Raw genomic sequence first — 12,320 nt, forward strand, 5'->3', positions numbered from 1 at the left:
TGAATTTTTATGGATGCATCTACTTGATGAACAGCGACAGCAGCAGCACGAACAGGATGCCGAACGAGCCCACCAGCGTTTCCATCAGCGACCAGGAACGGAAGGTGTCCTTCAGCGTCAGGCCGAAGTATTCCTTGAACATCCAGAAGCCGGAGTCGTTCACGTGGCTGAACATCAGGCTGCCGGCACCGACGGCCAGCACCATCAGGTTCGGATCGACGCCCGAGGTTTCCGCCAGCGGCCCCACCACGCCGGCCGCCGTCACGCCGGCCACCGTCGCCGAGCCGAGGCAGACGCGGATCAGCGTGGCCACGGCCCAGCCCAGCACCAGCGGATGCACGGGCAGGTGCGCCAGCTGCGCCCCCAGTTCGGCGCTCACGCCTGACACGGTGAGCACCTGTTTCAGCCCGCCGGCGCCGGCGATGATCAGCAGGATCGGGGCGATCTCGCGCAGCGCTTCCTGCGCCGAACCCATCACCTGCGGCAGCGACTGGCCGCGGCTGGTGCCCAGCAGGACGATGGCCACGCCGTACGACAGCAGCATCACCACCAGCGGGCTGGAAAGGAAGGCCAGCGGCTTGGCCAGCTCGGGCCGCACCAGCGTGATGGCGGTGAGCGCGCCCAGCAGCACGACCGGCAGCAGCGCCGTGAAGAAGCTGGCGAAGGTGCCCGGCAGCTCGTGGTCCGGCTTCGGTTCGCTGCGGAAGATCGCCGCCGGTTCGGCACGGATGTTCTTCAGCGTCATCGAGAAGATCGGTCCCGCGATGATCAGCGTGGGGATCGCCACGATCAGGCCGTACAGCAGCGTCTTGCCCAGGTCCGCATGCACGGCCGCCACCAGCGCCACCGGCGACGGATGCGGCGGCAGGAAGCCGTGCGCGATCGACAGCCCCGCCAGCAGCGGCATGCCGAGTGCCACCGCCGGCCGGCCCGACTGGTAGACCAGCGAAAAGATCAGCGGGATCATCAGCACGAAGCCCACGTTGTAGTACAGCGGCAGGCCGACGACGAAGCCGGTGACGGTCATCGCGATGGGCATGCGGCCGGGCCCCAGCCTGTCGATCAGGCTGATGGCGATGCGCCGCGCGGCGCCGCTGTCGGCAATCAGCTTGCCGAAGACGGCGCCCAGGCAGATGACGACCACCAGCGATCCGAGCAGGTCGCCGATGCCCTTCTCGATGGCGCCCGGGATCTGCGCCAGCGGCATGCCCAGCATCAGCGCGGCGACCAGCGCGGCCACCACGAAGGCCAGCAGGGGCGAGACCTTGCCCCAGGCGATCAGGGTGGTGAGCAGGCCGACGGCGAGCAGTACGGAAAACAGGTTCCACACGAAGCGCGCCCCCTAGAACGACACGCGCACGCCGGCGCGGTAGGTGCGGCCTACCGCGTCGTAGATCGCCGGGTTCAGCGCCAGGCTCAGGTTCGTTTGCGGGACCAGCACGGGATCGCGGTCGGCCAGGTTGTCGATCTTGAAGTAGCCCGTGACCCCTTTCGCGAAGTTGTAGCTGCCGCCCAGGTCGATGTACACGGCACCCGGCATGTGGTTGTCGTAGATGGTCGGATGGGCCGCCGTCGGCAGCGGGCAGCCGCTGCGGCACTCGATGTATTCGTTGTTGAATACGCCGGCGCTGATCCAGCGCTCCGTCAGGGTGAGGTTCGCATTGCCCGCATCCCAGGACTGCGACACCAGTGCCTTCCATTTCGGCGTGGCGCCCGTCATGTTGCCCGCGCCCTCGCTCGGCGTGGTGCCCGGCACGCCGGGATCGGAGATCGAGTGGATGGTGCGCGAGGCCAGGCCGCGCAGGGTCACGCTGCCCGGCAGGCCGTAGTCGCCCAGGTTCCACCGATACGCCGTCTCGAAATCGACGCCGCGCGTGTGCAGCGAGGCGAAATTGAAGCTCTGGGCCAGCACGTAGTTGGTGCCGGCCGGCCCGTTGATCGACACGGCCGAGCAGACCTGCTGGTTGCCGGCGTAGCACAGGTCGACCTCCTGCTGCGGGCCCAGCGAATTGATCACGTTCTGCACCTTGATGTCGTAGTAGTCGACCGAGAAGTTGAAGTTGCGCGCCCAGCTCGGCTGGCTCAGCACGATGCCGAACGAGTTGTTGCGCGCCTCTTCCGGCTTGAGGTCCGGATTGCCGACATTGCGCTGCTGGATCTGGATCGACGTGCCCTGCTGGTTGTTGACGGCCTGGTTGGTGACCGTCATCGCCGCGAACAGCTCGGAGAGGTTCGGCGCGCGCACGTCCATCGAACTCACGGCGCGCAGGCGCAGCCCGTCGACCGGCGTCTTCCAGGTGGCGCCCAGCTTCCAGGCGCGCGCCTTGCCGGCGGTGCTGTATTTCTCCTCGCGGTCGGCGATGTTCAGGTTCGCCTCGCCCCAGGTATCGGACTTCAGGAACGGGATGTTGAGCTCCACGTACGCCTCGCGCACATTGAAGGTGCCCTTGCCGTTGTGGTAGTTCCCCGCGAACCAGTTGTCGCCGGTCGTGGACAGCGTGGGATCCTGCGGATACAGGTCGCTGTAGGGCGACTCGTAGGCCAGGCCGGCGCCGTATGGATCGCCGTGCACGGCATATTTCTCGCGGCGGTACTCGGCACCGAGCGCCATCGAGATCGGACCCGCCCAGCCCTGCGCGAGCTCGCCGTTGAAGTTGGCGCTCGCCACGTCCTGGTTCGACTTGGTGTACTGCATCGGGCCATTGGCTGGTGCGATATAGCTCCAGCCGGCCGGGTTGATCGGCACGTCGCCGAAGATGTTGATCGGCTGGCAGCCGGCCGCGCGGGCCGCCGCGCTGCGGCACACGGCCTGCCCCGTGGCGGGGTCGCGCACGGCGTCGATGGCGAAGTTGTAGCGCGGGTTCAGCGTGATGTCGCGCACGTGGATCACGGTGGTGTTCTCGCCGTGCGTGGCGTAGGCGTCGTACGACCAGTCCTTGCCGAAGACCTGGAACTTGCCGTCCGCGCCGACCACGAAGCGGCGCTGCGTGCGGGTCGGATGGACGTTGATATTGGCGGGGAATTCGCCGTTCGAGGTACCGACCGACATGATGCCCGTCGGGTAGCCGGCCAGGCAGCCGGCCGCCACGGAAGCGGGCAAGAAAACGTTGTCACAGCGGATCGACAGATTGCCCTGCTTGGCCGCGCCGGGGTTCGGCGAGAACACCGACTTCACCTGCGCGTAGTTGGCCGTGACGTAGATCTCGTTGTCGGGATTCAGGTCCCATGAAATGCGCGTGTACGCCACCTGGCGCTTGAAGTTCATCGACAGGTTGGTGCCGGCGCCCACGCTGCCCGACCGGTCGCCGCCGATGCAGAAGTTGCCGACGCAATCGGTACCGTACTGGAAGGCGTACGGCGTGCCGCCCGGACCGAAGGCCGTGCCGCGCAGCGGGCCGTTGGTGATCAGGCCGTACTTGGCGTACTGGATGTGCTGGGCGTTGACGATGCTCTTGTAGCGGGGTGCGCCGGCCGCCTGCATCTCGCGCGTCGACTCCTGCAATGCCGGATTGTGATACCAGTCGCGCCCGTTCGCCGCCGAATCGCCGAAGCCGGGCGACTCGATGCCGTTCTGCTTGGTGAACTCGCCGCTGACCGCCACATGCAGGCGGTCGTCCAGGAAGCCCTTGCCCCATGCGGCCTGCAGCGTGCCGCTCTTGTCGTCGTCGTATTTGGTGATGCCGCCGGCGACGTTGGCCTTGAAGCCCGTGAATTTCTTGTCCGTGATGAAGTTGACGACGCCGCCCACCGCATCCGAACCATACGACGCCGAGGCGCCGCCGGTGACCACGTCGACGCGCTTGACCAGCAGTTGCGGGAACTGGCTGACGTCCGTGACACCCGTGACGTTGGCGCCCACCACGCGCTGGCCATCGAGCAGCGTGAGCGTGCGGATCGTGCCCAGGCCGCGCAGCGACAGCGACGACAGGCCCTGGATGCCGCTGGAGGTGCTGTAGGTATTGGTGGTGCGGCCCGTGCTGCCCTGCAGCGCCGGCAGCTCCACGAGCGACTCGAACATGTTCGGCTTGGCCGCCTTTTCGAAGTCGACGGCCGACAGGCTGGTGGTCGGCGTGGGCTGCGTGAAGCCGCGCGCGGCGATGCGCGAACCGGAGACGACGACGGTGGCCGAAGCCGGCGCGTTCGCGGCGGGCATCGGTGGGACCTGGGCGGCGGCGGCGGCGTCCTTCGCGTCCAGCGGCTTGACTTCGTCGGGCCTGACTGCGTCGGGCTGCACCGCGGCCGATGGGCTGGCAGCCGTGTTGGTAGCTGAGTTGACAACCGGGCTGGCAAGCGGGTTGCCAACTGAGTCGGCAGGCGCTTGCTGGGCGTGGCCGGGCAGCGCGATGATGCTGCAGGCACTGGCGACGGCAAGGTGGATCAGGGAACGTTGGAAAGGCGTATGCATGAAGTCTCCGTTTGTAGTGGCGTGACCGTCTGGTGCGGGTGCCGGTCTATCGGTGCTTGCAAATGCTGCGTTCCTGCAGCCTCCGTGCAGGATGGGTGCGATCGCCTTGTTTAGCGCAATCATTTTCTGGACGCAGTGTCGCCAGGACTTTGCGCTGGCGCGATCTCCCTGTTAATGCAGAGCAGCTGGCAATTTGCTAGCACGCTGCGGGACACTGCACACCAAGAGTAGCCCCAATGATGTGTCCGGATCAATCATTTTTTATGCATTGTCGATGTTAACCGCACATTTTTTGTTAGCGCAAAACATACACTTCCGCAGGGGCTCCGTGACGGCGAACGGCGCCTGGCGACCGGAGTCGCGAGGCGCCATCGACCCTCGAAAAGGGCGTGGACTAGGAGCGCTGGCGCGGCTTCAGGTAGCCGTGCATGTCGAGCCAGCGGGTGTAGCTGTCGAACCAGCCCGTGCTGGTGGTGGTCTTCGGGTACATGCCGAAGCCGTGGCCGCCCTGCTCGAACAGGTGGAACTCGACGGGCCGCCTGGCGGCCTTCCAGCTGTCGATCAGGCCATAGCCGGCGTTGGCGAAGAAGGGATCGTCCGCGGCCAGCGCGATGAACAGCGGCGGCGCGCCGTCGGGCACCTTCACGGCCGTCAGCGGCCCGTAGATATTGGCGATGAAGGCCGGCCTGGCATCGCCGCCATACAGTGCCGTGGACATCGTGAGCATCGCGCCGGCCGAGAAGCCGATCATGCCGATGCGGTCGGGATCCACGCGCCAGGCGGCGGCGCGCGAACGCACCAGCGCAAAGGCGGCGCGCGCATCGGCGATCTGCGGCGCGTAGGTCGTGGCCGGATCCTGCGGCGCCGGCGGCCGCTGCGCCGTGGCCGAGAACATCTCCTTCATCGATCTGTCGAAGGCCGCCATGTCCTGCGGCGTCTGGTTCAGCCGGTACTTCAGCACGAAGGCCGCCACGCCCTTCGCCGCCAGCGCGCGGGCCACGTCCCAGCCCTCGTTCTGCATCGACAGCGTGCGGAAGCCGCCGCCCGGCGCCACGATCACGGCGGCACCCGTGGCCCGCGCGGCGTCCGGCAGGAACGGCGTGAGCGTGGCGACGGTAACGTTGCGGGTGAAAATGCTGTTGTACTGGCGGTGCCACGCTTCCGGTGCGGTGGCGCCGGGCAGCGCACCCGTGTCCAGCACGATCGCATCGGGCTGCGCCGGTGCTGCGATCGGTTCCATCCTGTCGTTCTGGGCAAAGGCCGGGAAGGCCACGGCGCACGCGGCGGCCAGCGCGCCGATGGCCATCTTCCGGGTCAGTCGGCCGGCCAGAAGCCGGGTCAGGTTCATGTGCTTGTTGTTGTTCATGAGGTCTCCTGTGTGGATGCGGTCAGGGCGCGAGGATGTCCGCGCGCTGGATGACGAGTGCGGCGTCCTGCCCCGCCACGCCGGTGCCCGGCTGGCCGGCGCCGACGCTGACGTGGTAAGTGCCGGGGACGAGCTGGCGGATGCCGTCGCGCGTGACGAAGCTCAGGTCGCGCGGCGCCAGGCGGAAGCTGACCTGGCGGGTCTCGCCGGGCTGCAGCGACAGCCGCTGGAAGCCACGCAATGCCAGCCGCGGTGCGCCCTCGAAGGCCGGCGGCGTCAGGTACAGCTGGGCCACCTCGTCGCCGGGGCGGCGGCCCGTGTTGGTGATGCTGGCGGTGACGACGACGCCGTTCTCCGGCGCGCCGTCCACCGGCTCGATGCGCAGCGGCCCGTAGCCGAACGAGGTGTAGCTGAGGCCATGGCCGAACGGGTAGACCGGCGCGCCGCGGAAGTAGCGGTAGGTGCGGCCCGCCATGGCGTAGTCGTCGAACGGCGGCAGGTCGGCCAGGCTGCGGTAGAACGTCAGCGGCAGGCGTCCGCCGGCATCGGACTTCCCGGCGAGGACGTCGGCAACGGCCTGCCCGCCCGACTGGCCCGGATACCAGGCCTGCAGGATGGCGGCGGCATTCGCCTTGGCCCAGGACAGATCGAGCGCGCTGCCGCTCACCGCGATCACCACGACCGGCTTGCCCGTCGCCCTGGCCGCTTCCAGCAGCAGGCGCTGGTCCTTCGGCAGGTCCAGCGACGTGCGGTCGCCGCCCGCGAAGCCGTCGATCTTCAGCGCCAGCTCCTCGCCTTCCAGGTCGGAGGTCAGGCCGATGACGGCAACGACCGCGTCGGCATCGGCGGTGCCGGCCTTCAGCTCGGCCATCGGGTTGCGCGCGATGCGTTTCCAGAAGATGCCCGGTACGGCGCTCACGCCCGTCTCCGTCTGGAAGCGAAGCGGATAAGAGCGGCCCTTTTCCAGCACGACTTCGGTGAGCTGCAGCGGCTCGGCCCACTTCGAATACGCAGTGGCTTTCACCGCCGCCTTGCCGCTCACCGTGAGCGCGCCCTGCACGCCCGTGACGCCGATGCGGTAGGCGCCGGATTCCGGCGCCACGAGGGACCCCGTCCACACGACCTTGTGCTGGTCGGCCACCACCTTCAGTTCCTGGGCACGCGATTCAAGCCCCCGTTCGACGCGCGTGACGACCGCCTCCTTGTCGAAGGCACTGCCGCTCTTGTTGAAGTAAGCGGCCTGCAGCCCGGGCTGGCCGTCCGGCGTGCGCAGCGCCGTGCGCGGCACCGGATCGCCATCCGTGATCGATGCGCCGAACGGCACGAGGCGGATCCGCGCATCCGGCATGGTAGCCCGCAGGCCGTCGATGACGGACACCGGCGGCGCGCTCTGCGAGGACGAGTAATTGCCGCGCAGGACCCGGGTGGCATCGGCCAGCGGACCGACGACGGCGATGCGTGCATCGCGTTTGAGAGGCAGCACGCCGTCGTTCTTCAGCAGCACCAGGCTCTTCGTCGCGGCCTTGAGCGCCAGCTGCCGGTGTTCCGGCGTGTCGATCGCGCTCACCGGCACGGCATTGACCTGCCGGGCCGGCAGGCCGGCCAGGTCGCCATTGCGCAGCCGCGCCGAGAACAGGCGAACCAGCGCCGTGTCGATGTCGCGCATGCCGATCAGGCCGCGCCGGTACGCGGCCCGATAGCGCTCGCCCAGGCCGGGCGTGCCGCTCAGCGTCTGGCCATTGCACTCGTTGTCCGTGCCGGCCCGCAGCGCCACCGCCGCCGCGGTGACGGGATCGGTCGCATACTTGCTGTGCACCGAGATGTCGGTGACGGCATCGCAGTCCGAGACCACGTAACCCTGGAAGCCCCAGGCACCGCGCAGGGTCTGCTTCATCAGCAGTTCGCTGCCGCAGGCGGGCTGGCCGTTGATGCGGTTGTAGGCGCACATGATGGAGCCGGCCTTCGCGTCCACGATGGCGGCGCGGAACGCCGGCAGGTAGGTGTCCTCCAGGTCGTGGTCGGAGACGAACACATTGGCCACGTGCCGTGTCGGCTCCGGGCCGCTGTGCACGGCGAAGTGCTTGGGCGTGGCCACCACGTGCGGCAGGTCCGGGTCCGGCCCCTGCATGCCGCGGATGAAGGCGACGCCCAGCGCCGCCGTCAGGTGGGGATCCTCGCCGTAGGTCTCCTGGCCCCGGCCCCAGCGCGGGTCGCGGAAGATGTTGATGTTGGGCGACCAGGTGTCCAGGCCCGTGCCGATGCGGCCCAGGCGGCCCGTCTGCCGGCCCAGCGTGTGCAGCGCGCGCACTTCGACACTGATCGCCGATGCGACATCGTGCATCAGCGGCGCATCGAAGGTGGCCGCGAGGCCGATCGGCTGCGGGAAGTTGGTGGTGGGGACGGGGCCCATCGCGCCATGCAGCGACTCCGTCCACCAGTTGTAGGCGGGGATGTTCAGGCGCGGCACGGCCGGCGCCACGTTGAGCAGCTGATCGAGTTTTTCGTCGAGCGTCAGCTGCGCCACGAGCGCGCCGGCGCGCGCATCTGCATCGATGCGCACCGGCGCACGCAGGTCCGCCGCGTGCACGCCGGTGGCATGCAGGGCGGGCGCCAGCGCGGCGCACAGGCGCAAAAGGTGCCAGGTCCGGCGGGCGGAAAAGATCGGGCTGTCGCCTGTGCGGCGATTGCCTGCTGCTCGTTCCTGGCCTGCGTCTCTACGACTGTCTCCTGCTCCACCAATCGGGTTGGTTTTTTTCATGTCACGCACTTTCATGGCGACTGGCTATGCCTGGTGGCATGGTCCTACGCCGCATGCGATTCTAGTTGGGGCTGTGAAAACGTTTCCAATCATTTTTTTGAGCAAAGCGATACCAGGAACGGTATGGCTCTTGCCGGGAACCGGCGGAGCATTGCGGCACCGGGACCGGCGCGCGCACTGTCAGCGCTGCGGCAAGAACGCCGTCAGCCCGCCTGCCCGCCGTGGGCCGCGGTGGCGGGCATCGCGAAGCGGAAGCCCACTTCGCCATCGGCCCAGGACACGTCCATCGTGCCGCCATGCGCGCGCGCGATTTCGGCGACGATGTACAGGCCGAGGCCCAGGCCATCGGAAGGCGAGGCGGCCGGCGAGCGCCAGAACGGCTTGAACAGCTGCTGCGTGACGCCGGGCGCGAGCGGGTCGCCATGGTTGTGTACCGACAGCGCGAACACGCCGTCCGCACTGGCGGCCGCCACCCGCACCGGCTGGCCGGGTACTCCATGCACGATGGCGTTCTTGACGAGGTTCGACAGCAGCTGGCCGAGGCGGCCCACGTCGCAATACAGCGCGATGCCCTGCCCCAGCTCGGCCACGACAGGGCTGTCCGGGTGGATCTGCCGCAGTTCCTCGATCACCTGCTGGAGCGCCTGTTCGAGGCAGCTTTCCTGCCGCAGGTGCAGGACGATCCCGCTGCCCATCCGCCCGCGCGCGAAGTCGACCAGGTCGTCGACCAGGCCCGCCATCCTGGCCAGGCTGCGCTGCATGCGCGCCAGGACGCCCTCGGCCTGCGCCGCGGGCAGGTTCCGGCGCAGCAGGTCCACGCCGCTCTGCACCGCGCCGAGCGGCGTGCGCAGGTCGTGGCCCAGCACGGCGATGAACTGCTCGCGCAGCTCGGCCGTCTCGCGCTCCGAGGTGAGGTCGGTCTGCGTCACGGCATGGGCGCGTTCCGTCTCCAGCTGCTTTGAAATCAGCTCCGCAAACAGTTCCAGGGCCGCGACCGAGGCCGTGGAGGACAGCGGCATCGGCTTCGGATCGAGTCCGCACAGCGTACCGAAATAGCTGCCGTCCGGACGCAGGATCGGAATCGAGAAATAGCTCTGGAAGCCGTACATGCGCGGCGTGTGGTGATCGCGATACTGCGCGCTCTCCTGCACATGGTCGATGACGATGCTCTCGCCGCAGCTGCGCACTTCGTCGCACAGCGTGGTCGCCACGTCCAGCCCGTCGCCGGCCTTCAGGCCGAAGTCCAGCCGGTCCAGCACGGCGCAGGTCGTCCAGCTGGTCGGCGTGACGTGGGCGACGGCGACGAAGCCGAGTCCCGTCAGCGCCGCGACGGTTTCGAGGATTTTCGGTACTGCGCTGATTGCCTGGATTTCCTGTACAGGCAGGAGGACGTCATTGGTCATGGGGGTGAGCGACGGCATGGTGGAAGTGGCCATTCGGGTATCGTGAAAGTCGTCTGCAGGGTCGGCGCGAAGCGACCCACCCCGCGCCACGGATGCCGCCGCTAGCCCGCGACAGGCGGCTGCCCGCCGGGAGGGGCCGCCGGCTCCTCGGCGCGGGCGCCATCCGGCGCCACCTTGGCATGCTCGCCGATGATGCGCAGGATCGCCGGCAGGCTGGAAGGCTTGGCCACGTGCCGGTTGAAGCCCGCCTCGCGCACGCGCACCTGCGTGGCCACGTCGTCCCATGCCGTCAGGGCCACGATGTAGGGCTGGTTGCCCGGCTGGCTGCGCAGCGCGCGCGCGACGGCATAGCCATCCACCTCCGGCATGCCCAGGTCCAGCAGGACCAGGTGCGGCTCGTACAGTGCCGCGAAGGCGATGGCTTCCGCCCCGCCGTACACGGCGCGCGCCGTCATGCCGTGCAGCGTGAGCAGCTCGGCCAGTATGTCGGCAGCGTCGCGGTTGTCGTCGACGACGAGAATTCGTGGGAGGGGGAGAGTCATGGCCAGGCATCCGATAGCGTCCGCGGCACGCGGAACAATGAACGGCGTTGTTTTGGCCGAAAGGTCCGTGCAAGCGGCTATCTGGCTCGCACGGCGGACAGTCTAGCACAGGCGCGCGTGGCGGCCCTTCCGGCGGGCAATATCTGCCGCCTGAACAGTGCGACCTTGGGCGGTTTGGGCGGCTTGGGCGGCTTGGGCGGCTTGGGCGGCTTGGGCAGTTTGGGCAGTTTGGGCAGTTTGGGCAGTTTGGGCAATTTGGGCAGCCGCGGCCGGAATGCGCCGGAGCGTCGTCGTGGTGCGCTCCAGAAAACGCCCTTTTCTAAAAGCCGATATTCCTCGATAAAGCCTCAGGAATGCCGATACCGGGCACGATTCGATGCTACTACTCGCTGAGGCATAACCGGCGCTTCGATAAACGGCACGATGTCGGGAGCCCAGGCGCCCGTATCGCTTTTTAGAATCTTTTAGAGGCAAAGCGCTTTCGATTTATTTCGAAAGATGGGAGAACCGGACGAAGTATCGAAAAATCGCGTCAGACCATGGGGTTTATCACGTTTTAGAAAATGGCGAAGAAAAAAGAGAACCGCCCCATTCGTCGGCTCGCGGCGGCGCACCACAGGTGGCGAAGGAAGCCGGCGGCCGCCCTGCTTGACGACGAGCCCGACGAGCCCAGCGAACTCCAACCGGGCCCAACTCAGGCCCGAATCAGGCCCAAATCAGGCCCAAATCAGGCCCAGCTTGGCACAACCAGGCTCAACCAATCTGGCAGCCGTCACGACTATCCCGGCACCCGCCCCGACTATACTGGCGGCTGGACGGGAGAACACGGATGCCGAAGAAGGTGCGGCTGCGAGGCCGGATGGGATACCGGATATGATGCCGAATATGATGCCGAAGTCGATACGTGCGTGGATGCAGGCATGGATGCGCGACCTGACGGGACCGCCGTCCGGCATGGCATTCGACTTCACGCAGCCGGCGGGCGAACCGGCGCTCGCGCCGCCCGGTGGCGTATCGTGGCGCGTGTTCGGCAACCCTGTGTCGCTGTTCATCGGCGGCGTGACGGCCGTGCTGCTGGAACTGGCCGAACCGTCGGTACGGGCCGGCGTGTGGGACCACAGCAGCTTCCGGCGCGACCCGGCCATGCGGCTGCGGCGCACCGGCTTCGCGGCGATGATGACGGTCTACGGCCCCCGCTCCGCGGCGGAGCAGCTGATCGCCCGCGTGGTGCGCCTCCACGGCCAGGTGGCCGGCACGACGACCGATGGCACGCCCTACCACGCCAACGACCCGCGGTTGCTGGACTGGGTGCAGGCCACGGCCACGTTCGGCTTCACGCAGGCCTACCACCGGTATGTCCGCACGTTGCCGGCCGCCGGCATGGATGCCGCCTTTGCCGAAGCCCAGCCCTCTGCCCGCCTGTATGGCGCCACCGGCGCGCCCGCCTCCTGGGTCGCATGGGAAGAACTGCTCTCTGCCACGGCGCCCGGCCTGGCCGGATCCGAGACGCTGGCCGACTTCCTCCACATCATGGCCACGGCCGCCATCCTGCCGGCGCCGCTGCGCTGGCTGCAGCGGCTGCTGGTGCGGGCCGCCGTGCAGATCACGCCCGAACCGGTGCGCTCGCTGCCGCAGCTGCGCGGCCAGGGACTGCGGCCCGGCGAGGCAGCCGTCGTGCGCATACTGGCGCGCGCAGCGGCGCTGCTGCCGCTGGGCGACCTGCCGCCCGCGCAAGCGGCCCGCCGGGTCGCCGGTAGCCGGGACGCCAGTAGGTCGTAGCCTGTAGGCGGAGGTAGTAGCCTGTACGCGGTAGGCGGTAGGCGGTAGGCGGTAGCCGGTGGCCGGT

General features: G+C 68.1%; 7 protein-coding genes. 1 reads left to right on the forward strand and 6 read right to left on the reverse strand.

Features of this window, described 5'->3' with window-relative positions:
• Positions 1-19: 19 nt before the first annotated feature.
• From IP91_RS04585 to IP91_RS04610, 6 genes are all read right to left on the reverse strand, one after another.
• On the reverse strand, positions 20-1,330 hold the full coding sequence (locus IP91_RS04585; RefSeq protein ID WP_229473866.1) for a GntP family permease: 1,311 nt from the start codon (positions 1,328-1,330) through the stop codon (positions 20-22).
• Between the two features lie 12 nt (positions 1,331-1,342).
• The gene (locus IP91_RS04590) at positions 1,343-4,405 is read right to left on the reverse strand and encodes a TonB-dependent receptor domain-containing protein (protein ID WP_145647559.1); all 3,063 of its coding nucleotides are present in this window, start codon (positions 4,403-4,405) and stop codon (positions 1,343-1,345) included.
• Positions 4,406-4,799: 394 nt separating this feature from the next.
• Positions 4,800-5,771, reverse strand: coding sequence for an alpha/beta hydrolase (locus IP91_RS04595; protein ID WP_199754481.1), 972 nt, complete (start codon positions 5,769-5,771; stop codon positions 4,800-4,802).
• 22 nt (positions 5,772-5,793) lie between these two features.
• The gene (locus IP91_RS04600) at positions 5,794-8,403 is read right to left on the reverse strand and encodes a glycoside hydrolase family 3 C-terminal domain-containing protein (protein WP_199754482.1); all 2,610 of its coding nucleotides are present in this window, start codon (positions 8,401-8,403) and stop codon (positions 5,794-5,796) included.
• Between the two features lie 329 nt (positions 8,404-8,732).
• The gene (locus IP91_RS04605) at positions 8,733-9,965 is read right to left on the reverse strand and encodes a GAF domain-containing sensor histidine kinase (protein WP_229473868.1); all 1,233 of its coding nucleotides are present in this window, start codon (positions 9,963-9,965) and stop codon (positions 8,733-8,735) included.
• Between the two features lie 68 nt (positions 9,966-10,033).
• Entirely contained in the window at positions 10,034-10,474 is a 441-nt protein-coding gene (locus IP91_RS04610; RefSeq protein ID WP_145647561.1) for a response regulator, read from the reverse strand.
• A gap of 873 nt (positions 10,475-11,347) precedes the next feature.
• Here IP91_RS04610 and IP91_RS04620 point away from each other — a divergent pair.
• Positions 11,348-12,253 carry an oxygenase MpaB family protein gene (locus IP91_RS04620; protein WP_229473877.1) on the forward strand — a complete coding sequence of 302 codons (906 nt, stop codon included), beginning with the start codon at positions 11,348-11,350 and terminating at the stop codon, positions 12,251-12,253.
• The last annotated feature ends 67 nt before the right edge of the window (positions 12,254-12,320 follow it).

This window comes from Pseudoduganella lurida, assembly GCF_007830455.1.
Taxonomy (GTDB): domain Bacteria; phylum Pseudomonadota; class Gammaproteobacteria; order Burkholderiales; family Burkholderiaceae_D; genus Rugamonas; species Rugamonas lurida.

What these genes read in the sequence shown, in the direction of transcription:
- IP91_RS04620 (WP_229473877.1), top strand. Translation starts at nt 11,348, where the DNA reads ATGATGCCGAATATGATGCCGAAGTCGATACGTGCGTGGATGCAGGCA.
- IP91_RS04610 (WP_145647561.1), bottom strand. Translation starts at nt 10,474, where the DNA reads ATGACTCTCCCCCTCCCACGAATTCTCGTCGTCGACGACAACCGCGAC.
- IP91_RS04590 (WP_145647559.1), bottom strand. Translation starts at nt 4,405, where the DNA reads ATGCATACGCCTTTCCAACGTTCCCTGATCCACCTTGCCGTCGCCAGT.
- IP91_RS04605 (WP_229473868.1), bottom strand. Translation starts at nt 9,965, where the DNA reads ATGGCCACTTCCACCATGCCGTCGCTCACCCCCATGACCAATGACGTC.
- IP91_RS04595 (WP_199754481.1), bottom strand. Translation starts at nt 5,771, where the DNA reads ATGAACAACAACAAGCACATGAACCTGACCCGGCTTCTGGCCGGCCGA.